Origin of the sequence: Listeria rocourtiae FSL F6-920 (genome assembly GCF_000525975.1) — a bacterium.
Classification (GTDB): domain Bacteria; phylum Bacillota; class Bacilli; order Lactobacillales; family Listeriaceae; genus Listeria_A; species Listeria_A rocourtiae.
This window is the reverse complement of sequence record NZ_AODK01000041.1, coordinates 1-25,236: the sequence shown is the minus strand read 5'-3', so window position 1 is coordinate 25,236 and position 25,236 is coordinate 1. Positions and strand designations below refer to the sequence as shown.

19 protein-coding genes, 14 tRNA genes, 3 pseudogenes and 2 riboswitches are annotated in these 25,236 nt (G+C 41.9%); of the genes and pseudogenes, 4 read left to right on the top strand and 32 right to left on the bottom strand.

The window, feature by feature from the left end; genetic code table 11:
* Positions 1-684 precede the first annotated feature (684 nt).
* From asnB to PROCOU_RS16760, 5 genes are all read right to left on the bottom strand, one after another.
* Positions 685-2,550 carry an asparagine synthase (glutamine-hydrolyzing) gene (gene asnB / locus PROCOU_RS12825; protein ID WP_036073050.1) on the bottom strand — a complete coding sequence of 622 codons (1,866 nt, stop codon included), beginning with the start codon at positions 2,548-2,550 and terminating at the stop codon, positions 685-687.
* Positions 2,551-2,824: 274 nt separating this feature from the next.
* On the bottom strand, positions 2,825-3,532 hold the full coding sequence (locus PROCOU_RS12820; RefSeq protein ID WP_244266319.1) for a carbonic anhydrase: 708 nt from the start codon (positions 3,530-3,532) through the stop codon (positions 2,825-2,827).
* On the bottom strand, positions 3,468-3,605 hold the full coding sequence (locus PROCOU_RS18630) for a hypothetical protein (RefSeq protein WP_244266318.1): 138 nt from the start codon (positions 3,603-3,605) through the stop codon (positions 3,468-3,470). Before PROCOU_RS18630 ends, PROCOU_RS12820 begins: the two co-directional genes overlap by 65 nt.
* Positions 3,606-3,761: 156 nt before the next feature.
* Entirely contained in the window at positions 3,762-4,976 is a 1,215-nt protein-coding gene (gene metK, locus PROCOU_RS12815; RefSeq protein WP_036073048.1) for a methionine adenosyltransferase, read from the bottom strand.
* 188 nt (positions 4,977-5,164) lie between these two features.
* Positions 5,165-5,269, bottom strand: a riboswitch (SAM riboswitch).
* Between the two features lie 208 nt (positions 5,270-5,477).
* On the bottom strand, positions 5,478-5,687 hold the full coding sequence (locus tag PROCOU_RS16760; protein ID WP_051994403.1) for a DCC1-like thiol-disulfide oxidoreductase family protein: 210 nt from the start codon (positions 5,685-5,687) through the stop codon (positions 5,478-5,480).
* A gap of 126 nt (positions 5,688-5,813) precedes the next feature.
* Here PROCOU_RS16760 and PROCOU_RS12805 point away from each other — a divergent pair, with 126 nt between their 5' ends.
* Positions 5,814-6,095, top strand: a complete 282-nt coding sequence (locus tag PROCOU_RS12805) for a hypothetical protein (RefSeq protein WP_036073046.1) — start codon at positions 5,814-5,816, stop codon at positions 6,093-6,095.
* A 55-nt stretch (positions 6,096-6,150) separates the two neighbouring features.
* Here PROCOU_RS12805 and PROCOU_RS12800 read toward each other — a convergent pair whose 3' ends face one another.
* Together PROCOU_RS12800 and ytkD are read right to left on the bottom strand one after the other, a co-directional pair.
* Positions 6,151-6,393, bottom strand: a complete 243-nt coding sequence (locus tag PROCOU_RS12800; protein ID WP_036073045.1) for a DUF2584 domain-containing protein — start codon at positions 6,391-6,393, stop codon at positions 6,151-6,153.
* 5 nt (positions 6,394-6,398) lie between these two features.
* Complete coding sequence (ytkD, locus tag PROCOU_RS12795) at positions 6,399-6,875, bottom strand: RNA deprotection pyrophosphohydrolase (RefSeq protein ID WP_036073042.1); 477 nt, start codon at positions 6,873-6,875, stop codon at positions 6,399-6,401.
* A gap of 78 nt (positions 6,876-6,953) precedes the next feature.
* Here ytkD and yidD point away from each other — a divergent pair, with 78 nt between their 5' ends.
* Positions 6,954-7,211: a membrane protein insertion efficiency factor YidD gene (gene yidD, locus PROCOU_RS12790; RefSeq protein WP_036073038.1), complete on the top strand. Its 258-nt coding sequence runs from the start codon at positions 6,954-6,956 to the stop codon at positions 7,209-7,211.
* Positions 7,212-7,412: 201 nt separating this feature from the next.
* A complete protein-coding gene (locus PROCOU_RS12785) occupies positions 7,413-8,360 on the top strand; it encodes a metal ABC transporter substrate-binding protein (protein WP_036073034.1) in 948 nt (315 codons plus the stop codon).
* On the opposite strand, the gene PROCOU_RS12780 is transcribed toward PROCOU_RS12785, so the two are convergent.
* From PROCOU_RS12780 to PROCOU_RS18625, 6 genes are read right to left on the bottom strand one after another with little or no spacing between them, the layout of a single operon-like run.
* Positions 8,357-9,817, bottom strand: coding sequence for an o-succinylbenzoate--CoA ligase (locus tag PROCOU_RS12780; protein WP_051994402.1), 1,461 nt, complete (start codon positions 9,815-9,817; stop codon positions 8,357-8,359). The genes PROCOU_RS12785 and PROCOU_RS12780 overlap by 4 nt on opposite strands.
* Before the next feature lie 16 nt (positions 9,818-9,833).
* Positions 9,834-10,652, bottom strand: coding sequence for a 1,4-dihydroxy-2-naphthoyl-CoA synthase (gene menB, locus PROCOU_RS12775; RefSeq protein ID WP_036073032.1), 819 nt, complete (start codon positions 10,650-10,652; stop codon positions 9,834-9,836).
* A complete protein-coding gene (gene menH, locus PROCOU_RS12770) occupies positions 10,642-11,478 on the bottom strand; it encodes a 2-succinyl-6-hydroxy-2,4-cyclohexadiene-1-carboxylate synthase (protein WP_036073030.1) in 837 nt (278 codons plus the stop codon). Before menH ends, menB begins: the two co-directional genes overlap by 11 nt.
* 2 nt (positions 11,479-11,480) lie before the next feature.
* A complete protein-coding gene (gene menD, locus PROCOU_RS12765) occupies positions 11,481-13,223 on the bottom strand; it encodes a 2-succinyl-5-enolpyruvyl-6-hydroxy-3-cyclohexene-1-carboxylic-acid synthase (protein ID WP_036073027.1) in 1,743 nt (580 codons plus the stop codon).
* Entirely contained in the window at positions 13,210-14,187 is a 978-nt protein-coding gene (locus PROCOU_RS12760) for an isochorismate synthase (RefSeq protein WP_244266320.1), read from the bottom strand. The genes menD and PROCOU_RS12760 overlap by 14 nt, the downstream gene beginning before the upstream one ends.
* The gene (locus PROCOU_RS18625) at positions 14,129-14,605 is read right to left on the bottom strand and encodes an isochorismate synthase (RefSeq protein ID WP_051994400.1); all 477 of its coding nucleotides are present in this window, start codon (positions 14,603-14,605) and stop codon (positions 14,129-14,131) included. The genes PROCOU_RS12760 and PROCOU_RS18625 overlap by 59 nt, the downstream gene beginning before the upstream one ends.
* Before the next feature lie 196 nt (positions 14,606-14,801).
* On the opposite strand from PROCOU_RS18625, the gene PROCOU_RS12755 reads away from it, so the two are divergent.
* Complete coding sequence (locus PROCOU_RS12755) at positions 14,802-15,746, top strand: 1,4-dihydroxy-2-naphthoate polyprenyltransferase (protein WP_036073025.1); 945 nt, start codon at positions 14,802-14,804, stop codon at positions 15,744-15,746.
* Between the two features lie 46 nt (positions 15,747-15,792).
* Here the strand turns inward: PROCOU_RS12755 and PROCOU_RS12750 are convergent.
* The 19 genes and pseudogenes from PROCOU_RS12750 to PROCOU_RS12660 all read right to left on the bottom strand — a co-directional run bounded on the left by PROCOU_RS12750 (position 15,793) and on the right by PROCOU_RS12660 (position 25,177).
* Positions 15,793-17,650: pseudogene (locus tag PROCOU_RS12750) on the bottom strand (bifunctional homocysteine S-methyltransferase/methylenetetrahydrofolate reductase).
* Positions 17,650-18,819, bottom strand: coding sequence for a cystathionine beta-lyase (gene metC, locus PROCOU_RS12745; RefSeq protein ID WP_036073023.1), 1,170 nt, complete (start codon positions 18,817-18,819; stop codon positions 17,650-17,652). The pseudogene PROCOU_RS12750 and the gene metC overlap by 1 nt, the downstream one beginning before the upstream one ends.
* Complete coding sequence (locus PROCOU_RS12740; protein ID WP_036073020.1) at positions 18,812-19,915, bottom strand: aminotransferase class I/II-fold pyridoxal phosphate-dependent enzyme; 1,104 nt, start codon at positions 19,913-19,915, stop codon at positions 18,812-18,814. Before PROCOU_RS12740 ends, metC begins: the two co-directional genes overlap by 8 nt.
* 97 nt (positions 19,916-20,012) lie before the next feature.
* Positions 20,013-22,296 (bottom strand): annotated as a pseudogene (gene metE / locus PROCOU_RS12735) (5-methyltetrahydropteroyltriglutamate--homocysteine S-methyltransferase).
* A gap of 99 nt (positions 22,297-22,395) precedes the next feature.
* Positions 22,396-22,501, bottom strand: a riboswitch (SAM riboswitch).
* Between the two features lie 82 nt (positions 22,502-22,583).
* Positions 22,584-23,755 (bottom strand): annotated as a pseudogene (locus PROCOU_RS12730) (MFS transporter).
* A gap of 73 nt (positions 23,756-23,828) precedes the next feature.
* Positions 23,829-23,900 (bottom strand) — tRNA-Glu (locus PROCOU_RS12725).
* Positions 23,901-23,933: 33 nt separating this feature from the next.
* Positions 23,934-24,024: transfer RNA gene (locus PROCOU_RS12720), tRNA-Ser, on the bottom strand.
* Positions 24,025-24,041: 17 nt separating this feature from the next.
* Positions 24,042-24,114: transfer RNA gene (locus PROCOU_RS12715), tRNA-Asn, on the bottom strand.
* A 9-nt stretch (positions 24,115-24,123) separates the two neighbouring features.
* Positions 24,124-24,200 (bottom strand) — tRNA-Ile (locus PROCOU_RS12710).
* 22 nt (positions 24,201-24,222) lie between these two features.
* Positions 24,223-24,293: transfer RNA gene (locus PROCOU_RS12705), tRNA-Gly, on the bottom strand.
* Positions 24,294-24,318: 25 nt separating this feature from the next.
* A tRNA-His gene (locus tag PROCOU_RS12700) sits at positions 24,319-24,391 on the bottom strand.
* A gap of 14 nt (positions 24,392-24,405) precedes the next feature.
* Positions 24,406-24,481 (bottom strand) — tRNA-Thr (locus PROCOU_RS12695).
* 27 nt (positions 24,482-24,508) lie between these two features.
* A tRNA-Phe gene (locus tag PROCOU_RS12690) sits at positions 24,509-24,581 on the bottom strand.
* A gap of 10 nt (positions 24,582-24,591) precedes the next feature.
* Positions 24,592-24,664, bottom strand: a tRNA-Asp gene (locus tag PROCOU_RS12685).
* A gap of 5 nt (positions 24,665-24,669) precedes the next feature.
* Positions 24,670-24,743 (bottom strand) — tRNA-Met (locus tag PROCOU_RS12680).
* Between the two features lie 39 nt (positions 24,744-24,782).
* Positions 24,783-24,872 (bottom strand) — tRNA-Ser (locus tag PROCOU_RS12675).
* 25 nt (positions 24,873-24,897) lie between these two features.
* Positions 24,898-24,971 (bottom strand) — tRNA-Ile (locus PROCOU_RS12670).
* Between the two features lie 12 nt (positions 24,972-24,983).
* Positions 24,984-25,057: transfer RNA gene (locus tag PROCOU_RS12665), tRNA-Met, on the bottom strand.
* Between the two features lie 44 nt (positions 25,058-25,101).
* Positions 25,102-25,177 (bottom strand) — tRNA-Ala (locus PROCOU_RS12660).
* Positions 25,178-25,236 lie beyond the last annotated feature (59 nt).

Below are 25,236 nucleotides of genomic sequence, written 5' to 3'. Positions count from 1 at the left end.
AAAAACAGCTTAATAAGAACAGTTTTAATATTTTGTTATTTCGTATTTTAAAGTATTATTTAAACATATAACTAATTATAAATATTCAACGCAATAGTATTAGCTATTTTTCAAAATAAAATCAAGACTATTTAGTTTAAATGCACGCTTTGATTCTAAATTCATCCGGGCGCTTCACCTTCACCATTATACATAGCCAAGCTCATATATACAATAGATTCTAAAACATTTCACCTTTTATACATATTTGGACCATTTTTGTGTAACCAACACCATTTTTGCATACCAGATTCGTTCATTTTTTTATGATTGAAGATCATTCAACAATAAAATTGCTCATTTGAAATAAACTTTCCTTTTTCAATAACTTTTTATTTTCCAGCTACTCATATATATGAAATATGCATCCTATATAATAAAAACCAGAAAATTTCAACACTCAAAAAAATACTATCATTTAGTCTATTTTATTACAAAAAATTCTGTATGCATATTGCATTATACAACCATATACCTAGTATTCAAGCTTTCCTAAAAAGATTCATGATATGTTCACAAAAGTATACTATAAAACGTTTTGATAGTGTTTTTTTTGCATATTATTCATGGAAATACGGTTTTTTTGCACCAAAATAAGAAGAAGCACCATACCTGAAAAGGCCTGATGCTTCTATTATAATTACATTATTCACCAAAATTATACTTGTTTTCTACATATACATCATACCAAATCATGAAAATAACGACCGTCCAAATTTTACGGCTATAATCTTGGTTCCCGGCACAATGATCCTCTAGTAATTGTAGCACATATTTTTTATTGATTAGGTGCTCTGTTTGTGAATCGCGGATAGTATCTTTCACCCATTGGTTCATCTCATCTTTTAACCAATGGCGAATCGGTACAGGAAACCCTAGTTTCCGGCGATTCAGTACATGATCCGGTACAAAAGCCTCTGCTGCCTTGCGTAAGACATATTTCGTTGTGCCATTCGTTGTCTTAAGCGAGGCAGGAATATCTTTAGCAACGCGGAAAACTTCTTTATCCAAAAATGGTACACGAACTTCCAGTGAATTGGCCATCGTCATGCGGTCAGCTTTTAGTAGGATATCACCACGCATCCACGTATGAATATCAATGTATTGCATCCGTTCGACAGGGTTGTAACCAACTGTTTCTGCATATAGCGGATTGGTTATTTTTGTATAGTCATGTCCCGTTTGATATTTTGGTAATAAAATCTTTTTCTCAGCTTCTGTAAACATTTTTGCGTTACCGATATAACGCTCTTCCATCGGTGTTGTTCCGCGTTCTAAGAAGCTCTTACCACGCATCCCTTCAGGCATCACATTAGCTACGCCTCGTAACATTGACTTCAAAGCACCTGGCATTTTGTTGAACATCGAAAGCGAATTTGGTTCATTATAAATATTATAGCCTCCGAAAAGTTCATCTGCTCCCTCCCCTGATAGGGCAACCGTTACGTGCTTGCGTGCTTCGCGTGATAGGAAGTACAATGGAATAGCAGCAGGATCAGCCAAGGGATCATCCATATGCCAAACAATTTTCGGTAACTCGTCCATGTACTCTTGCGGTGTAATGATGTAGCTGATATTCTCCACACCTAGCTTCTCAGCAGTTTCCTTGGCAACATCGACTTCACTAAAGCCGTCGCGCTCAAAACCAACAGAGAATGTTTTAATTGCAGGATGATATTCTTTCGCAATGGCAGCGATAATCGAGGAGTCAATTCCACCAGACAAGAACGAACCAACTGGCACGTCGCTACGCATGTGCATTTTCACAGAATCATACATCACATCACGAATTTCTTTAATAAATGTATCTTCGGATTTAGCTACCGGCTGGAATTTCGCTTTCCAATATTGGCGAATCTGCATGGACTCCCCAATATTTTTCGTAAAGTAATGGCCTGGTTCCAAACGCTTAATGCCTTGCGTCAGCGAATCCGGCTCTGGGACAAATTGGAATGTCATATAATTTTGCAGTGATACTTCATCTAGCTTTGTCGATTTCATTGCATGCAAAATCGACTTTTTCTCAGAGCCCATATACAACTTACCATCTTCTTCTACATAGAAAAACGGTTTAATGCCGAATGGATCGCGCGCACCGTAAATTCTTTGTTCTTGCTTATCCCAAATAACAAAACCAAACATACCGCGCAATTGTTCCGCCGTATTCTCCTTATATTTGGCATATGTAGCAATAATAACTTCTGTATCACTGCTCGTCTCAAATGTCATACCTTCTTTTACCAAGTTCTCACGCAGCTCCACATAATTATAAATCTCACCATTAAAAATTATCCAATACCGCTCATTCTCATACGTCAGCGGTTGATGACCGTTCTCCACATCAATAATGCTGAGGCGACGGAATCCAAACTGAACATGCTCATCCGTAAAATAACCCTCATCATCAGGGCCACGATGGGTAATCATGTCGTTCATTTGCTTAAACGTTTCCTTCTCTTCGCCAGTAATTTCAGCAATGCGGTCATGTACGCATCCAATAAATCCACACATCGTCACATTTCTCCTCTATTTTTAAACTAGTTATGTCCATTTTTTCAACAACGTCTATCATATCATAAATTGGGTTTGTTTGAACAGCATCCAGCAAAAAAAGACCCCGAAAAATCACATAAATATGACTTCCTGAATCTTTATTTGAAAATGATATTTAAATGCACCTCAACAAATCCATCGCCAAATCAAGCGGAACATACGATTTGTACGTAAACATTGGAACATAGATTTTGGCGACGGAAAAGAATAATTTACGGTTCACTTGGTCTTTTTAGTTATCTGTGTGTTTTAGTACTGGACGATCATGTAACGGTTGAATTTTACGGTTGTTGCCGTCATAGTATTTGTTAAATTCTTCAATTTGTTCTTTGGAAACTTCTACTGGAGTTGACATGACATACCATTCTACGTTTTCTGAAAGTGGCGGTGTTGTCAGTGATCCTAGGTAGTGGTAGTATGATTTGTTTGTTGGTAGTAAAGATGCTACGTCAATCGGTTCGCTAACTGTTGTTTTTTCACCTTTTTTTACATTGTTTAAGATGCTTTGGAATGCCGGATTCGCTTTTCCTTCTTTAAAGAAAACGCCGATAACTGCTAAACGGCTATCTTGATGTTCATTTACAAAGTGAGCCTCGATTGGATAATGTTTACCATCAACTGTATGCTCACTTTCTGCGTGGAAATGGAATTGGTTCAATTCAAATTTACGACCGTTAATAGTTGCTTGCCCACCGTCATCGACTTGGATGCTATGGCCATTATCTACTTCATCTGTTACTTTTTGATTATAATTTAATTCGATTGTACCTGCATCTTTCATTGGTTCTGTTTTTGCTGTTTCAATATTGATTGGGGATTGTGTATCTCCTGCTTCAAATTGCCACGCTTTTTGATCATGATAGTCTAGATGATCTTCATGTTTTGCTGCTGATTCTGTTTTTGCTGTTTTTTCTTCTTTTTTTAGTATCGTTGCTCGCATCGCTATTACCACAACCTGCTACGAGGATAAGTGATGTTGCGATTGCTGAAGCTGCTAATAATTTTGTTTTCATGTTGAAAACTCCTTTCGTTAAGTAACTTAATTATTATATTACATAATGGTTCATAAGTGTGTGTAGTTTTTGTGACAAAAATAGGCCTTTTTATATAAAAAAAGGCTCAGATATGTAAAAAACCTAGCTGGATTTGCTCCAAAGCTAGGTTTCTATTTATAAATTTATATTTGCAGTTTCTAATAAAAATTCTTTCATATGTGGTGCTTTATCTATTTTTTCCCACGGTAAGTCTAAATCCAATCTTCCAAAATGGCCGAATGCCGCCGTTTGACGATAAATTGGGCGACGTAAGTCAAGCATTTTGATAATCCCCGCCGGACGTAAATCAAAGAATTTGTTTACAGCATCAATTAGATCTTGTTCACTGTATTGACTCGTTCCGTATGTGTCTATAGAAATCGATACTGGATGAGCAACTCCAATAGCATAGGCTAACTGTACCTCTACCTTTTTAGCAAGACCAGCTGCAACAATATTTTTAGCAACATAGCGGGCAGCATACGCTCCTGAACGGTCTACTTTTGTTGGATCTTTACCTGAAAATGCACCTCCACCGTGACGGGCATAACCACCATATGTGTCTACAATGATTTTACGACCAGTTAACCCTGCATCTCCTTGAGGTCCACCAATGACGAAGCGACCTGTTGGATTAATGAAGTACTTCGTTTCTGCATCGAGAAGTCGCGAATCAATGACTTCTTCAATGACTAGTTTATGCAAATCTGATGCAATTTGTTCCTGTGAAATATCTGGATGATGCTGCGTAGAAATAACTATCGTATCGATACGAATTGGTTGGTTATTATCATCATATTCCACGGTTACTTGTGTTTTAGCATCTGGGCGTAGGTAAGTGAGTATGTTATTCTTCCGTAATTCCGCAATTCTACGTGAAAGTGCATGTGCTAGCGAGATTGGAAGTGGCATTAATTCCTCTGTCTCATCTGTTGCAAAACCGAACATTAAGCCCTGATCCCCCGCGCCAATCGCATCAATCGCCGCATCTTCCGAACCATCGCGTGATTCTAAAGCGACATCAACACCTTGCGCGATATCTGGTGACTGTTCATCGATTGCCGTTAAAACAGCACATGTTTCTGCATCAAAGCCATATTTTGCACGTGTATACCCTATTTCCTTAATTGTATCACGCACAATTTTTGGAATGTCCACGTAAGTCGATGTTGTTATTTCTCCTGCTACAAGAACTAGCCCAGTCGTTACGGTCGTTTCACAAGCAACACGAGCATCAGCATCTTTCGTTAATATTGCATCCAAAATTGCATCTGATATTTGATCTGCAATTTTATCTGGATGTCCATCAGAAACAGATTCTGACGTAAATAAATGACGGTTTCTTGCCATTCTTTATTTCCTCCTTTTTCTTCTCCATCGCGAAGTGGTTTGCAAAAATGCGAACTTATCCGTCTGCTTCCTTCTAGTCTCGTTCACGCTTTATATGATATGACTCATGCCATGTCAACAAAAAACCTTCTCCCTATTTGCCAATTGCACGCGGAATAGAGAGAAGGTTATTATTTACAATACCTTCGCTCTCATCGATCAGGAATTCACTTCCTGCCACAGGTTAGCACCTTACAATATTTGTAGGTTGCCGGGTTTCAAAGGGCCAGTCCCTCTACCGCTCTGGATAAGAGTTTAATTTAGTTTTCACGTTATTGTAACATATTTCAGCTTTATTGTCACGCACAAAAATTTTTTCAAGTCTGTTCCTGCTTCTTTTTTCGAATATCGCATGTTCTATTGTCTGCAACAACACTATACCCAAAACGGCCTGCAGGCTTTAGAAATGGAAGATACATGATGAGCCCAATCAAGCCGGTTAGCGGAAAACGCACTAGCATCCTACGAATCGCAAAAAAACCTTTTTTTTACATCACCACTCGGGGTAATGAGATGAATTTCACGCATTAGTTCCTCTTGCGTAAAGCGAGTGTTTTCTGACTCTTGAAGCGGTTTCCATTCAATGACATGCATCCAATCCAGCTTTTCAAAAAGTCGTTTTGTTGCCTTACAGAATCGGCAATTTTGATCGTATAAAACAATATCCTTCATCCTATTTTTAGCTCCTTTAATTATGTTTCCTGTTTACCATTCTCCCTAAACTATGTTAAAATGAACTTTGTACATTGGGATTTCCCAAATTGTATGAATGCTTGGTTCACCAAAGGAGAAGAAACTATGATATTTTCAACGTTAACTTTGATTATTTTTGCGATTTTTATTATCGCTGTGTGCATTTTTGAATTTATTTTAAAATGGCGCTGGTTCAAGTACTTTTTAGCAACAATAGGCTTGATTGCAAGTGCAGTTATATTCTTTATTAGCTTTTACAGTGGCGGGGTTGCACAAGCTGAGATTGCGATTGCGATTTTTATTGCTACACTTGGAGAGTATATTTTCTCCTTGATCATTAGCATTGTCGCTTGGATTCGTCGGATGTCAAATAAAACAAATGTCTAAGTAACTATTAAAAAAAGTTGAGCCTAGCACCGTCAGAGCTCAACTTTTTTGTCGTCTAATTACTGGAATTCAAGGATACTAGTTCGTATGTAATAATAGTTTTATCGTTCTCCCAAATTAATTTCAGTGGTACAGCAATACCGTTTGTCTCACTTTCTTTTGTCGTCCGAACTTCTACTGGAACATCAATCGGATAAATGCGGTACCCAGCCTTTTCCAACTCGAAAAAATTATCTGAAACTCGCTTTTCCTTTCCCTTTGTTACAATCATTGTATTGACCTCTAATGGCATTCCCATGCTTATTACCTCCAATTATTCGTTTTTAGTTGGCGCATCGCTTCTTGAATAACGACTTGCATCCCTTCATCCTGCATAAAAAAACTGAACTGTTTTTGCTGAACGATATTCGCTAAATCCCCGGCTATCAAGATTGGACCAAGTGTTTCCATATAATCGACTTGGTTCACAAAATCGGTGACATTCGCCAAGTAAACTCGTTTGCTAAAAGTTCTTTCTGCGGTACTTACTTCATATTGCGCTACAATATATAATTTATCTAGTTCCGCACCGGTTTCTTCCATTGTTTCACGTCTTGCAGTTTCCTCGTTCGACTCTCCCGACTCGCCTTTACCACCAGGAAATTCAATACCGCGGTTTTTATGGGTTGTAAACAGCCAGGCGTCGTGAAATTTTGCAATCACAAGTACATCATCTGCTTCTTCTAGTACATCAAATGAAATAGATACATCATTCCCCAGCAAATCTTGATACGTATACATGCTTATTCCCTTTCTTTTTCCCAGATTTATGGTACGATAAAAGTGTTAAAAATTCTAAAGGTGAAGGTGAATTGCAAAATGAAGAAAATAATGTTAGGCGGTATTCGTCTTTATCGCAAATATATTTCACCACTTAAACCTGGAACATGTAGATTTTATCCCACTTGTTCGCAATATGGTATGGAGGCTATCACAGAGCACGGTGCTTTAAAAGGCGGTTGGCTAACGATTAAGCGAATTTCTAAATGCCATCCCTTTCATAAAGGTGGAGTGGATTTAGTACCTACAAAATGCGATCACAAAGACCATCATCACCATCATTATAGTGAAAAATAGAGCCCAGTGCAAGGATTCGACGCATCGATATTTCGTAGCTTTTTCAAAATTTATTTTTTCAACGCTCCTTCATTAATAAAATCCTTGCCTTTTCTTACTATATGGGGTATTATAAATTTCTGATGTTAAATCGTAATCACTACGATTTATTATTTTTACACATCAAATAAGAATCATTTCGATTTAGGGGGTTCCATTTTCATGAAGAAAATAGCAATTTTACTTAGTACACTATTGCTTGTTTCTATTTTTATGGTCGGTTGTGGTAACAGTGACGCAAAGACTAAGAATTCGGACAAGTTAACGGTTTACACAACTGTTTATCCACTACAATACTTAACAGCACAGATTGGTGGCAAGTACGTCGATGCTCATTCGATATACCCTGCCGGTTCAGATGCCCACAGCTTTGATCCCTCACAAAAAGACATGATGAATATTGCTGATAGTGACTTGTTTTTCTATATTGGTCTAGGTATGGAAGGCTTTGTCGATAAGGCGAAACAATCGCTCAAAAGTGAAAACGTGAAATTTGTCGAGACGACAGACGGTTTAAAGCTACCGACTGTTGCGCATGAAGAAGAACATGATCATGCGGACGACAAAGATGATCACGATCACGGTGATGTCAATCCGCATGTTTGGCTTGATCCGAACTATATGGTGACGATGGCGGGCATTGTGCGCGATAATCTGAGCAAAGAACTTCCTGCTCAAAAAAATACTTTTGAAAAAAACTATGCAAGTGTTGTGTCACAGCTAAAAGCATTGAATGATGATTATAAAACAACAGCAACAAACGCAAAACATAAGGAATTCGTGACAGCACATGCAGCTTATGGCTACTGGGAAAATGAATACGGTTTGACACAAATTCCGATCGCTGGCATTTCAACAAGCGATGAGCCTTCTCAGAAAAAGTTAACATCCATTGTGAATACAATAAAAAAAGATAAGATTCCATACATTCTATTGGAACAAAATACAAATTCCAAAATTGCTGATGTCATTCAAAAAGAAACGAATACAAAAACAATGGAACTGCACAATTTGGAGACTTTAACACAGAAAGATATCGATGCTAAACGTGATTATATGTCAATTATGAAAGATAATTTAGCGGCATTAGATAAAGCATTAAATTATTAATATAGATGAAAAAACCGAGCATGTCCTATTTGCTCGGTTTTTTTCGCGATTTCTCTTAAACGATGACGTTGGATTTTTTGTGATGCCGTTTTAGGTAACGCTTCTAAGAAATGAAATTGTCGTGGTACTTTATATTTAGCTAGCTTTTCCTGGCAAAATTCAAATAAATCAGCTGTATCAATCATGTTATTTGCTACAATAAAAGCTATCGGTACATCGCCCCAGTATGCGTCAGGTTGAGCCACTACTGCGACTTCTTTGATTTCAGGATATTCCAGCAAAACATGCTCAACTTCTGTCGGATAAATATTTTCCCCCCCAGAAATAATCAAATCAGAACGTCTATCCAAAACAAATAAAAACCCGTTGTCATCTAAATAACCGACATCCCCCGTCCGAAACCAACCATCTTCATCAAATGCATTCTCTGTCGCTGATTTATTGTGTAAATAACCCAGCATGATGGAAGGACCTTTTAGCATAATTTCATCCTGCTCACCAATTCTAACTTCTGCTGGAAATAACGGTTTTCCCGCAGAACCAATTTTCAAAAAAGCTTCTTCAGGCGGCAATGTCACAATTTGTGAAGCCGTTTCTGTCATACCAAACGATTGCACCAATGGAATCCCATTTAAAAAGCAAGCCTCAAGCATTTCTCTACTCGCTGGCCCTCCTCCAAGCAACATACATCTAAAATTTGAATGATATCTTGTCGTAAAAACATCCAGTAAACGTTGCGCCATCGTTGTCACCACGGAAATCAACGTCACCTCACCACTTCGCAAAAACTGATCCACGCGTGTCGCATCAAAGCGCTCTTCCAAATAAACTGGAATCCCGTAAATCACTGAGCGCATTAAAATCGACAAGCCACTAATATGGAAAATCGGTACAGCGCATAACCAACTATCATTTGTCTGTAAACCGAGGTTCAACATCGAGCCTGTTCCACTCCACCAATGATTCCCGAACGTCTGCATCACGCCTTTGGGTTGACCAGTCGTTCCTGATGTATACATAATAGAAGCAACACGCTCCATCGCAAAATGAGAAACAAGCGATACTTCCGAAACCCGCGCTTCCATCACATCTGCAAAAGTAACACTCGATATGTCATCACTGACCTTGTCACGAAAAACATCCGCATAAAAACACCATTCCACACGTGCATCTTGCATTTGAAACAAAACCTCTGTCGCCGTCAGACGATTATTCAATAGAACCGTCCGCGCACCCAGTTGTTGCAACGCATGAATCATCAAAAAAGTATCCCGATCATTTCGGCCGAGCAACGCGACACTCATCCCATCCCGAACACCGAATGATGCCAATTTTCCCGCCAACTCGCACACCGCATCATAAATATCTAAAAACGTTTCCTTCCTATCCTGAAAAACGAGCGCAGTCCTCTCAGGAGAAAGCCGCACTCGTTTTTCCAACCAATTGGTTAATTCCATCATTTTTCACCAACCATCAAGGGAATTTTGGGAATTGATCAAAATCAGGGTCACGCTTTTCTTTGAACGCATCACGTCCTTCTTTTGCCTCGTCGGTTGTGTAATAAAGAAGTGTCGCATCACCAGCAAGTTGCTGAATACCAGCTAAGCCATCCGTATCCGCATTAAATGCTGCCTTAATAAAACGAAGCGCTGTCGGACTTTTCTTCAGCATTTCCTTCGCCCAAGCAACCGTTTCTGTTTCCAAATCGGCCAATGGCACAACCGTATTAATCCAGCCCATTTCAAGCGCTTCATCCGCCGTATATTGGCGACACATGAACCAAACTTCCTTCGCTTTCTTATGACCAATTACGCGTGCCAAGTAGCCTGAACCATAGCCGGCATCAAAACTACCAACATTCGGTCCCGTTTGACCAAATTTTGCATTATCCGCCGCAATCGTCAAGTCACACACGAGTTGCAATACATTCCCACCGCCAATTGACCAACCAGCAACCATTGCAATAACTGGTTTCGGAATAACGCGAATCAAACGTTGCAAATCAAGCACATTCAAACGAGGAATGTTATCATCACCAACATAACCACCATTTCCACGCACCTTCTGATCCCCACCAGAACAAAACGCTTTTCCTCCTTCACCTGTCAAGATAATCACGCCAACTTTCGAATCATCACGTGCAATCGTAAAAGCATCAATCATTTCAATCACTGTTTTTGGTGTGAAAGCATTGTGCACATGTGGGCGATCAATTGTAATTTTCGCTATGCCTTCGTATGTTTCATACTTAATCTCCGTATAATTCTTCTCTTTCTTCCACTCAAAGCCCATTATTTATTCCTCCTCTAATTCGTAACCAGTTGCGGACCGCGTAACCAAAAGCTTCTGGTTGCTCGACATGTATCGTATGTCCCGCATTTGAAAAAGTAATATATTTTGCATCAGGAAGCGCCTTTTTCATCGCCAGCGCAATCCCGCAAAATTTCTGATCCTCTTGCCCAGCCAAAAGTAATGTAGGTATGCGAAGATTTGGCAATTCTCTCCAAAATGAAGGTTGCGCTCCCGTTCCCATACCCCCAAGACTTCCAACCAAACCTATCATTCGTTGGTTCATCCGTTCTGCGCGCACTTTTTCCTGTACACTTTGCGATAACTTTAGCTGTGTTGCAAAAAGCGGTAATCGTTCCCACTCTGCGACAAAACTTGCCACACCTTGCGTTTTAATTTTATCAGCAAGCGTCATATCTTTCAAAATTCGTGCCTCGCGTTCTTGTCGAGATGCTAAGCCAGGCGAAGCACTTTGCAGCATAAGCGCACTGATTCTCTCAGTATAAAGTGTTGCCAGCCCCAGAGCCAAACGACCACCCATCGAATATCCAAGAACAGAAGCTCGTTGCACCCCAAGCTGATCTAAGATAGCTATCAAATCCGCCGCTTGCTCCTCCAACCGATATCGCTCCAAATTTTCCGGTGAGTCTGTCTTACTATGCCCTAACAAATCTACCGTCACACAATGCCAATCCTGCGCCAAAATCGGCAAAATCGTATCATATGTCGCGTGCGATCCCGTAAAGCCATGAAGTAGTAGCAAGGTGGCCCTTGTATTAGATTTTGCTTTCGTCTCCACAACATGATAGTCTACGCCACGAATCTGCATCTTTATGCCAACTCCGAGCGAATCGCTGTTTTAATTGCATCCCATAACTCCCGGTGCGCATCCACATTTTCATACCGATTCGTCTTAACTTCAATAATATCCAACCCTTTATGGAAATGAGCCCTATCTAATGCATCATGGAACTCGTCCCAATCCGTCACCTCATGAAAATCACCTTCATAGAGTGCCGCCGTATGACGGAAATCAAGATCAGCACCTGTCCCAAATAACGTCTCAAAATACTTTGGCTCCGATGCTTGTGGTAAGAACGAGAATATCCCACCGCCATTATTATTCACAACAATAATCGTCAAATTTAATCCATATTTTTTCGCCATCAAAAGTCCGTTCATATCGTGATAAAACGACAAATCACCAATCAGTAAATACATTGGCTGTTCCGTCAAACTTGCTCCAAGCGCCGAAGAAACCACACCATCAATCCCATTTGCACCACGATTGGCAAGCATTCTAATCTGCTTGTTCGTTTGCGCAAAGTACGTATCGATATCACGAATCGGCATGCTATTTCCAATGAAGAGGCCAGCCCGCTCCGGAATCCACGCACGCATCTCGAATACAAGTTTACCTTCGTCTAACCTATCCAGTATCTCCATACGCGCCGCGATTACCGTCTTCACTTTTACATTCAGTCGCTGCCACGTTACCATCCAGTCATTTGTAGTCTTCTCCTGCCAGCCAGCCGTCAACGCACCCACCAAGAAATGCTCGTCACAGTGGATCATATTCGTTACTGCTTTAATCGGGTCTTTCCAAGCCGCACCAGGATCAACAACATAAAACATCACGTCCTCCAATGCTTCCAGCCATTTCATCAGTGGTTTCGAAACCGGCATCGCCCCAAATCGAACGACAACCTCTGGACGCAACGCCTCACATGCCACTTTCTCCTGTAAAATCGCATCATACTGGTCAATCACTACATCGCTCAGCGCCCCATAACTCCGCAACTGCGACAACGGATCCGCCAAAATCGGCCAACCAACCTGTTCGGCCAGCGCCACCAATTTCGGTGAAAAAGCCTTTTTATCCAAAGGTCCTGCTACAAAAACGCCTCTTTTCCCAGCACAAGCCTCGATAATCTGTCCAATTACTGCGTCCTCCAAAACCTCATGCGTATAATAAATGTGCACATGCCGACGTTTTTTCTCCGTAACCGCAAACGGTGATGGCTCCAAAACTGGCATCAATGGCTCGCGCAAAGGAAAATTCAAATGAACTGGTCCACGCGGCGCATTCATCGCAATATCCACTGCTTTTGAGCCGTGCCATTTCGCAAAACGCAACATCTCCGTTGAATTTTCAGGCAAAGCCATATCCGTAAAATCCTTCACATGCGATCCGAACAAGCGCACCTGATCCATCGCTTGCGGCGCGCCAACATTACGCAACTCATGCGGTCGATCCGCTGTCAAAACAAGCAATGGCACCGCCGATAAATTAGCCTCCGCAACCGCTGGAAAATAATTCGCAGCAGCCGTCCCCGACGTACATAAAAGCACTACCGGCCTTTTCGACGCCTTCGCAATTCCAAGCGCAAAAAATCCCGCTGAACGCTCATCCACATCCACATACATTTTTAACGTCGGATGTTCTGCCATTAATAAAGCAATTGGCGTTGAGCGCGAACCTGGGCTAATAACCGCCTCTTTCACACCAGCCTGCACCAATTCTTCTACAAAAGCCGCCAAATATTCCGTCATCACTTGTCTATGATCGCTCATGAACTCTACCTCCTAATACCCGCAACATCGGCTGAAATTTAATCGCCGTCTCCGCAAGTTCCTCTGCTGGTACTGAATCTGCCACAATGCCACATCCAGCATATAATAATGCATTCGTACCCGTAACAAGCGCCGAACGAATTGCGACTGCAAACTCACCACGATCAAGCGGGTCAATCCAACCAATCGGTGCACCGTAAAAACCGCGATCCGCCTCTTCTTTCAAACGAATCACTGCCATCGCTTCAGCCTGTGGCCAACCACCAAGCGCCGGCGTTGGATGAAGCTCTCGCAAAACATCTAACATTTTCGCCTCACCTCGTTGTCCCGAAACCGTCATATACAAATGCTGTATATCTCGATTCTTAAGCAATGTCGGACTCGCTGAAACTTGCACGTCTTTACAAAACCGAGCCAACGTAGCCTCAATCATCTCAACAACAAAATGGTGCTCCGCCAAGTTTTTTGCGTCACTTAGTAGAGTCTCACCAAGTATCGCATCCTCACCAGCCGTCTCACCCCTAGCAATCGAGCCCGCCACACATGCTGATTCCAAATGATCCACATCTGCTAATAACAACCGCTCTGGTGTTGCTCCAAAAAAAGTACTCGTCCCATTTTCTAGCACGAAACAGTAACTATTCGCCTGTTGTTCTTCCATATGTGCAATAATACGACTACTCGAAATAAACCCATCAAACCCCAGTCGCATTCGCCGAGCAAGCACCACCTTTTGCATGCTCGTGACCTCTTGCAACAACGCCACAACATCTTCAGCCGCAAGCAACCAAGCATCTTCGGCCAAACGTTCTTCCGAGATACATGCCACATCTGGATTACTCCTAATTGGTGATGAGATCAACTTATCCCACTGGGCCATCACAGCCTCAATCTTCTCATAATCATCATGCTCTGAAAGCCACACGTTCACCGATAAATAACAACAATCCTCCTTTTCCGTCACCAAAAAAAGGGGCAAATAAAAAAAATCCTTCCCCAAATCTTTCCCATTCTGGCGACGTATCATGCTGATCATCAAAACTAAATCCACCAAAATAAACGGCCCCGCAAGCAGTTTCCTCACTATTCGTTACCGTTTGCCTAAGCACCTGCTCTTTTCGCGTATGTAACATCAAAAACCGGTCTTGCCCCTGCTCCACATGTAACTGATCAGTCGCACCAAGCCCTGCAAGCCGCAATGTCCGCTCTTTATTTTGCCAGAAAAAACGCTCACCTTTAAAAGCCTCGTTTCCCTGATCAAAAACACGCTTTGCCGCACCATCAGGAAGCTCACAAACCCAGCTCAATAACACATTCTCCTGTTGCGAAATCATTGTCCGCTTTGCCTGCTGAAACAGCTCTATCGGCAATGTTAACCCCATATTACTCATCTCTCCTTCATTGCCTTCACTAACCACACCATTATAACAAAAAAGGGGCGTTTTTACACCTCTAGACACTTTCAAAAAACAGCTCCGTAAGCTAAACAAAAAAGAAATCATCTATATCCATTGACTATTAGACAAACATTGCCTAAAATTGTACAAGTATAATGCTTTTATAAAAGGAGAGAAACAAATGGCACACGGCACAAAATCAGCTATTGTTAGACATTCCGGATTCCATAAATGGTGGATGTTATTACGTCCGCACACACTGGTTGCATCCTTTGTCCCAGTATTTTTAGGAACCACGGTCGCAATGAGCTACGAAAGTTTTCATTTTACACGCTTTTTAGTCATGCTAATATCTTGTTTCCTCATTCAGACATCTGCTAACCTCTTTAATGAATATTATGACTTCAAAAAAGGGCAAGACGATGAGCACACAGTGGGGAACGGTGGCGCAATTGTTAGAAACGGAATGAAACCAGGTTTTATTTTATTCCTAGCCATTTTTCTATATGTATTAGCCATTCTAGGTGGCGTTTACTTATGCATGGACGTGAATAATTGGTGGATTGGCTTACTCGGCATTATTTCGATGCTTGTTGGCTATTTATACACCGGCGGACCGTATCCAATTGCTTACACACCTTTTGGCGAAATTATGGCAGGCTTTTTCATGGGAGGTATTATCACATTTATTTCCTTCTATATTCAAGCCGGGTTTATCAGTTCCTTTATCGTCTATGTCTCCATCCCTGTGATGGTGCTAGTTGGAAATCTTCTTCTAGCCAATAGCATTCGTGATTTGGAACCAGATAAAGCAAACGGACGCCTCACACTTGCTATCTTATTAGGTCGTAAAGGTGCACTCATTCTATTCACATTAGCTTTCATTTTCGCATACGTATGGGAAATTGCACTAATCTTCACGGTTGAAGCAACACCATGGATTCTAATTATCCTACTAAGCGTTCCCGAAGCTATTAAAGCTGTTCGCCGTTTCATTGGAAAAAGCGTACCAATAACGATGGTTCCCGCGATGAAAGCAACGAGTAAGGCCTTAACTTTTTTCGGATTACTACTAGCTATCGCATTTTTGATTAGTTTACTAAGCGCGAACATGATTGATTTTTGAAATTAAAAGTACCAGCAAGCCGTGTTAATAGGTTTGCTGGTACTTTTCAATTTTGCGAGCTAATTTCAACTATTTGCTCCTTATTCTGCACATATTTCGTTAATTCAATCGACAAATCATATCTCAAAAATGGTGTGATAATATAAACGCCGTTAAAATGTGCACAAATCGAATCCAGAATTTCTTTGGCAATCGCCATTCCTTCCTCGCAACCAGCACCAGTCTTGTCCGCTTCCCGCATCCGCTCTCTAACTTCATCTGTTAAACGAATCCCAGGAACCTCATTATGCAGAAACTCAGCATTGCGACTTGACAAAAGTGGCATTACACCAACAAACACAGGAACTGTAATTCCAGCCTCAACTAGCGCCTCCTTTAATTGAACTGCTTTTTCCGTATCATAAATTGGTTGCGTGATAATATAATCTGCGCCATACTCTACCTTACGCTCAATCAAACGAACCGCCTTATCTAGCTTTAGTACATTAGGATTAAAAGCCGCCGCAACTTGGAACCGCGCCTTCTCCTTCAGCGACTTTCCAGTATATGAAATCCCATCATTGAACTTTTTAATCAGTTGCACAAGCTCCACCGATCGCAAATCAAAAACCGATGATGCACCTGGAAAATCGCCAACTTTACTAGGATCTCCCGTCACTGCGAGCACATCTTGAATTCCCAACTTATGAAAACCCATGATATGCGAGTGCATCCCAATCAAATTATGATCCCGCGTCGTCAAATGAATGAGTGGTCTAATATCGTACTCATGCTTCAAAATTGCCGCCAATGCCATGTTGCTAATCCTTGGTGTCGCAAGTGAATTATCAGAAATTGTAATTGCGTCCACACCGGCTGCATCAAGCTCCTGCGCTCCTTCGAAAAACTTCGCCGTATCAAAGGTCCGTGGTGGATCAAGTTCCACTAACACCGTATATTGTTCCTTCACCTTATCCGTCAGACGCACACCCGTATCTTCTGCCACGTCCAATTCCGCCAATTCCAAAATTGGATGTACCACTTTGGATGTCACCGGTTCTAGAGAGTTCAAGCCACGACGTAACGCACGAATATGATCCGGCGTTGTGCCACAACAACCGCCAATCAACCGCACTCCTTCTTGTCTAAAAATCTCCCCATACTGCTCAAAATAATCTGTTTCCGTTTGGTAAACGACTTTCCCTTCATCCATCTGTGGCAAACTCGCATTCGGATAAGCAGCTAGGTAAGCATTCTCAAGAAGTGGTACCGTCTCTAGCGCTTTAGACATATGATATGGACCCAATCGGCAATTCGCACCAACAACATCCGCTCCCAAATCCGCCAGTTCCTGCAAAGCCGATGCCAATGTTTGTCCATTTTGCAAAAGTCCTGGTTCATGCATCGAAACATTCGCTACAATTGGTAAGTCCGTTGTTTCACGCGTAATTTTTAATACTGTTTTCAACTCATCTAAGTCATAATAAGTCTCAAGTAAAATGGCATCGACACCTTCTAGCAACAAACAATAAAGCTGCTCGCGAAAACTCCGCTTAATCTCTTCCAGACTTGGAGCCGCAATACGCGCATCATTAGCCCCGTTTATACCGCCAATTGTACCAAAAATATACACACCAGTCCCGCGCGCCGCCTCTTTCGCATGCCGCACCGCCGCCTGATTTATTTTTTTTTATATCATCTTCCAACCCATACCGCGACAACTTAATATAATTTGCGCTATACGTGTTCGTTTGGATAATATCCGCCCCAGCCTCGATATAAGCTCGATGGATCGCAACAATATCATCTGGATGTGATAAATTTAACTCTTCAAAGGAACGGTCAACTCCGTAAGAATAAAGCAACGTACCCATTGCACCATCAGCAATTAACACTTTTTCACTTAAATCGCGGCGTAAATTCATCAACGAGCACTCCTTTCTACTGTATAAGTAAGCGCCTGCTGGAAGTCCGCGATAATGTCCTCCACATCCTCAAGCCCCGCCGAAAAACGTAATAATCCTGGCGTAATACCAAGTTTCAACCGTTCAATCTCTGGAATTGCCGCATGTGACATCCGAGCCGGATACGACAAGATACTCTCCACCGCACCAAGACTCACCGAAAATACTGGCAATTTCACATGGTTCACAAATTGGCGCGCCGCCTCTTCACTACCGAGGTCAAACGATAAGACTGCACCCGCAGAATCTGCCTGTTGCTGTTGAATTGCATAATCAGGATGACTCACAAGCCCAGGATAAAATACTTCCTCCACCCGTTCTTCCGTTTTCAAAAATTCTGCCAGTTTCTGTGCCGTTGCTGTGCCCACGCTCATTCGAACAGCAAGCGTTTTTAGCCCGCGTAACAACAACCAACAATCCTGCACACCAAGCACGCCACCTGTTGAATTTTGCATAAAATATATCTGTTCAGCGAGCTCATCATTATTAGTTACTACAAGCCCCGCCAAAATATCACTATGTCCACCAATAAATTTCGTTGCACTGTGCACCACCAAATCCGCGCCCAAGTCAAGTGGTCGTTGCAAGGCTGGCGTCAAAAATGTATTATCTACAAACGTATAGCAGTTATGTTTCTTCGCAAGTCTTGCCACCGCTGCAATATCCGTCACTCGCATTAATGGATTCGAAGGCGTCTCGACATAAACTAACTTCGTATTTTCCTGAAAAGCCGCAGCCACAGCATCCAAATTACCCATATCTACAAACGTATGAGCAATGCCAAACCGTGGTAAGACCTGCTCGGTTAGCCGAAATGTCCCACCATAAACATCACTAGAAATAATAAAATGATCCCCCTGCGATAAAGTCAAAAGTGTCGCAGAAATTGCAGCCATCCCAGTTGCAAATGCAAAACCATGCGTTCCATTCTCCAGTTTAGCAATTGCTTCCTCCACAGCCTGACGCGTCGGGTTCCCCGATCTTGCATAATCAAACGCATGGTAATTATCAAAATCTGGCTGATGAAACGTTGATGATAAATGAAGTGGCGTGTTCAGTGCACCAGTAGCCTCATCAATCCCAAGACTCGCATGCACTACTTTTGTATCAAATGAAAAGTCATCACTCATTTATACCCACCTCTTCCTTCAAAACTAACGCCAAAGCTTGATCCAAATCGGCAATTAAGTCATCACTACTCTCAATTCCAACAGAAATACGTAACAATTCATCCGTTAAACCATAAGATTCCCGAAGCTCACGCGGCACATCTGCATGAGTCTGCGTCACTGGATACGTAATCAAACTCTCCACACCGCCTAAACTCTCCGCAAATGTAAATAATTTCAAACTCCGCAACAATGGGGAAACAAGTGTAGCATCCTTAATCAAGAAACTCACCATGCCACCTTTTCCAGGATAGAGTACTTTTGTTACAGCTTCATGGCCTTCTAAAAATTCCGCTACTTTCCGCGCATTTTTCTGATGTTGCTCCACTCTCAAAACAAGCGTTTTCAGTCCACGCATCAACAACCAACTATCAAACGGCGAAAGCACCGCGCCAATAGAATTATGAAAATCGCGTAATTGCACCGCTAAATCTTCATTTTTCACAATCACTGCACCTGCCAATACATCGTTATGCCCACCTAGGTACTTCGTTGCACTATGAAAAACAATATCTGCGCCCAAATCAAGCGGTTGTTGCAAAATCGGCGTTAAAAATGTATTATCCACAATTACCAATAGACCATGTTTCTTTGCAAAAGCCACAACAGTAGCAATATCAGTCTCCACCATCAAAGGATTTGTTGGCGTTTCGATAAATACAGCCTTCGTCCCAGGCGTTATCAAACTTTCTAAATCATTAATATCCGTTGTTTCCCAATAAGAAAAATCTACGCCATACTTTTTCGCAATCAATTCAAAATACCGATATGTACCACCATATAAATCCCGCGAAGAAATAATATGATCGCCACTCGAAAACAATGTAAAAATCAGCTGAATCGCACTCATTCCCGAACTTGTCGCAAAACCAGCTATCCCATTTTCTAATGTCGCTAGCGCTTCCTCCAAAACCTCCCGCGTCGGATTCCCTGTTCTCGTATAATCATACCCCGTTGAAACACCAAGATCTTCATGACGATATGCAGTTGACAAATAAATAGGCATGTTCACAGCACCGGTTGCCCCACTTTTTCGATTTCCAATTTGTGCTACAATAGTTTCTTTTTTTTAACTTTGTCAATCCAATCCCCTCCATCAATTTAAAAGCGCTAAGAGTAGCAACATCATGCCGTTCCTAGCGCCTTATTTCCTATTATTTTATAACTTTATACGTTTCACGAATCTCTTTCGTCGCACGCACCATATCCCGCAATGCTGCAATCGTTTCTTTCTCCTTACGCGTTTTTAGGCCACAATCCGGATTCACCCAGAACTGACGAGCATCAATCACTTTTTAAAGCTCGGTGAATATTTTCCTGAATCTCACCAGTAGTCGGAACACGTGGACTATGAATATCATATACACCAAGACCGATTTCCTTATCATACCCAACTCTCTCAAAAGTCTCAATAATTTCACCATGACTACGTGAAGTCTCAATGGAAATTACATCTGCATCAAGTGCGCTAATCGTATCGATTATATCTTCAAACTCCGCATAACACATATGCGTATGAATTTGTGTATCATTCTTAACCGAAGTCGTCGTTAACTTGAATGAATATACCGCGTCATCTAAATACTTCTGCCATCTCGAACGTTTCAACGGTAAACCTTCACGAAGTGCTGGTTCATCCACTTGAATGACACGAATCCCAGCTTCTTCAAGTGCCTCCACCTCTTTACGTAGCGCCAAACCAACCTGATTCGCCACCACATAATCTGGCACATCATCACGCACAAACGACCAGTTGATAATCGTAACAGGAGCCGTCAACATTCCCTTCACAGGGCGATCCGTCAATGATTGTGCATAAACACTTTCCTTCACCGTGATTGCCTCCGTAAACGCAACATCTCCATAAACCAATGGTGGACGCACCGCACGCGAACCATATGACTGCACCCAACCAAATTTCGTCGCTTGGAATCCATCTAGCTTCTGACCAAAATACTCCACCATATCCGTTCTTTCAAATTCACCGTGTACGAGCACATCCAAATCTAAATCCTCTTGAATCCGAATCCAGCGCTCCGTCTCCACCTCAATAAATTTCTCATACTCCGTATCCGTAATCACATTTTTTAACCAATCCGAGCGTTTCTTCCGGACCTCAGGCGACTGCGGGAAACTACCAATCGTCGTTGTTGGCAATAATGGTAACTGTAACCACTCATGTTGCAACTTAATCCGCTGAGCAAAAGGTAATTCACGTTTAACTTCTACATTCTCCAAATTACGAATCGCTTCCTGAACCTCCGCATTATTTCGATGACTCGATCCATTAATTGCTGCTAATGCTTCTTTCGCATCTGCAAATTCCGTCGCAACCGCATCCCCGTTTAGTGCCCCGGTAAGCGCTACTAGCTCTATCAACTTCTCATCTGCAAATGACAAACCGCCAAGTAGCACGTCATCTAAATCAGGCTCACTCGCTTTTGTTACTGGTACGTGTAACAATGAACTAGAAGGCTGGACAATCAAGCGATCTTTCGGTACCACTTTTGCAATTCGCTCCAATAACGCTAACTTCGCGTCCAAATCAGCGCGCCATACGTTACGTCCATCAATTACCCCAGCTGCCAATATTTTATTCTCAGGGAAACCAAATTTCTCAAGCGCTTCAATCGACTCCCCGTGATCATGAACAAAATCCACACCAATCGCATCTACAGGCAATTTAACAACCTCTTCGAAATAATCAAGACTTTCAAAATAGGTTTGCAATTCAATCTTCAAATCAGGCGCAACATCCTTAAATGAACCATAAACTTCCTCAAACAAAGCCAGTTCTTCCTTGTCGAAACTAGTAGCCAAGTAAGGCTCATCAATCTGCACCCATTTCGCCCCAGCATCCTGCAACTCCTTCAAAATTTGACCATAAAGCGGAACTAACTGATTCAATAATCCTTTAAAATCATCGTTCCCTTTCGCCAATTTCAAATAAGTAATCGGTCCAACAATAACTGGTTTTCCATCAATACCAAGTTCCTTTTTCGCTTCCTCATAATAAAACAATGCTCGATTCTCTGTCAACTGTGGCTTTGCATCCACAAGTTCCGGCACAATATAGTGATAATTCGTATTAAACCACTTCGTCATTTCCGAAGCCACCGCACCATCGTTCCCACGTGCAACCTCGAAATATGTATCAAGATCCACTTTCCCCGCCTCATAATTAAAGCGTTTTGGCACAATCCCAAACGTAATACTCGTATCTAAAATGTGATCATAAAAAGAAAAATCACCTACTGGAATCAAGTCAATCCCCTTATCCTGTTGTTTCTTCAAGGATTGTAAACGCAATTCTTTAGTTTCAGAAAGTAATTGCTCTTCAGAAATCTTGGCGTTCCAATAATTTTCAAGCGCCTTCTTCCACTCACGTTTCTCACCTAAACGCGGATACCCCAAATTTGAACTTTTAACTTTCGCCATTTCGCATCACCAATCCTTCATTATTTTTTTATATAAAAAGCCCCTCCAGCAAAGACCAGAGAGGCTACGAATATCTAAAAATACAAATCCGTATTCACTCTCTTATCTTTCGAAACATCATGTTTCGCAGGATTTAGCACCTTTTCAAAAACTGAAAGGTTGCCGGGTTTCACAGGGCCAGTCCCTCTACCACTCACAATAAGAGTTATCATATGAAATTAATTACATCCAGTTCTGATGTATTGAATTTATATTACCATCCCATGAAATTCCTGTCAACTAAAAAATCACACTATTGTCGAACTTTTTCGAGCATTCCCAAAAAACAAAGCCAGAAAAGCCACAACCAATAGCCCAGTAATCACAAAATAAAACACATCATTTCCGAATAAGCCAATCATTATTCCTGTCGCAGAAGGGCCAATAATACTTCCCAAACTAAAGCTCATTCCTACTAAAATATTTCCAGCAGGCAATAGCTCAAGCGGCGTCAAATCCGTCATATAAGACAATCCCAGTGAATACATCGACCCAAGAAAAATACCCATAACAAAAAAACATCACAATCAATAAAATACTATTAGAAACAAAAGCCGTCACAAAAAAATAATGTTGCCCCCACTCCTACAAAAATCGGTAAAACCTTAGCTCTACCAATCCTATCACTCAAAATCCCAATTGGAACTTGAAATAAAATCGTCCCTACGGAAAAAGCAGAAATAATCGTCACAACCATGGCCTGTGGAATTCCGTCGCGAAGCCCAACAATTGGAAAAGTAGCATTAAGCGCCGTCTCCAATATCCCATAAACAAAAGGCGGAATCATCGCAATCCAGGCCAATCTAAACACACCTGAAAACCGCTTCAAACTACCAAAAAAGGAAATTTCACGTATAACCGCACTCTCTGCGACAAACTCATTCCTAAGAAACCATACAAGTCCCCAAGCAACGAGAACCATAATACCCGATATAGCAAATGGCAAATTCGCATTAATTGCCATCAAATTCACTAACTGCGGTCCGATTGCAAACCCCAGTGAAAAAAACAGCCCATAAATAGCCATATTCCGGCCACGCTTCGAAGGATGACTCATTGCTCCAATCCAAGTCTGCGAAGAAAAGTGCAACATATGATCTCCTACACCAATCAACAAACGTAAAATAAACCAGAAATATAAATTAAACCAAAGTGGAAATATTAATAAAGCAACAGCTACAAGTCCACCTCCAACAATAATAATGGGCTTGTATCCAAAGCGATGTAAAGGCGCCTCAATAAACGGTGATACTAGTAGCACCCCGATGTATATACCAGTAGCATGGAATCCATTCAATCCCGAAGAAATACCTTTTCCTTCAAATATAATCGAAATCAATGGCAACAATAGCCCTTGAGATAATCCAGATATAGCAACAACTACTGTCAGAATCCAAAATTTAAATCTATTACTCTTCATACCTATCCTCCAATGCATTTCTAGCAATAAAAAGAACAATGTCATAAATGACATTGTTCTTTATAATCAGCGATGACCCGTACGGGATTCGAACCCGTGTTACCGCCGTGAAAGGGCGGTGTCTTAACCGCTTGACCAACGGGCCTCATTATTAAACCTAATTTCGCATCTTTTATACTGGCGGAGAAGGAGGGATTTGAACCCTCGCGCCGCGTTAACGACCTATACCCTTAGCAGGGGCACCTCTTCAGCCACTTGAGTACTTCCCCAATATAAAACTTACAAGCTCCACAGGCAAGACTCGAACTTGCGACCGATCGGTTAACAGCCGATTGCTCTACCAACTGAGCTACTGTGGAATAATATTATGGTGGGCCTAAATGGACTCGAACCATCGACCTCACGCTTATCAGGCGTGCGCTCTAACCAGCTGAGCTATAGGCCCATAATATATAATGTATTACAAAAGCGGGTGATGGGAATCGAACCCACGACAACAGCTTGGAAGGCTGTAGTTTTACCACTAAACTACACCCGCATCATCCAAAAATCAAATCTTTAAAGGCGGCTAGTGGGAATCGAACCCACGCATGCCTGAACCACAATCAGGTGCGTTAACCACTTCGCCATAGCCGCCACTATCGCTAATATGGTGCCGGCTGCAAGAGTCGAACTCGCGACCTACTGATTACAAATCAGTTGCTCTACCAACTGAGCTAAGCCGGCTTAAGATAATTTTGTATATTGAAAAGGTGGCTTGGGACAGAATCGAACTGCCGACACCTTGAGCTTCAATCAAGTGCTCTACCAACTGAGCTACCAAGCCTTAAGTAAAGCGGTCCCGACGGGATTTGAACCCGCGATCTCCTGCGTGACAGGCAGGCATGTTAACCCCTACACCACGGAACCACCAATTGCGGGGACAGGATTTGAACCTGCGACCTTCGGGTTATGAGCCCGACGAGCTACCAGACTGCTCCACCCCGCGACAATAATATTATTTCATCCACAAATCACTAAGAAGAAAAGGAGGAAGAGGGATTCGAACCCCCGCGCGGTCTTACCCGCCTGTCGGTTTTCAAGACCGATCCCTTCAGCCAAACTTGGGTATTCCTCCATGATATAATAAAAATAGTGATAGGTGGACCTTGCAGGACTCGAACCTGCGACCGGACGGTTATGAGCCGTCTGCTCTAACCAACTGAGCTAAAGGTCCAAAATTAAAAGGTAGCGGCGGAGGGAGTCGAACCCACGACCTTTCGGGTATGAACCGAATGCTCTAGCCATCTGAGCTACACCGCCATTATAATAAATAAACGTACCTTTTATCTCGCAAAATAAATAGTTGGTGGAGCCTAGCGGGATCGAACCGCTGACCTCCTGCGTGCAAAGCAGGCGCTCTCCCAGCTGAGCTAAGGCCCCTTCATAAGTAACCTATGGGATATATCATTCTCTTAATGGTCGGGAAGACAGGATTCGAA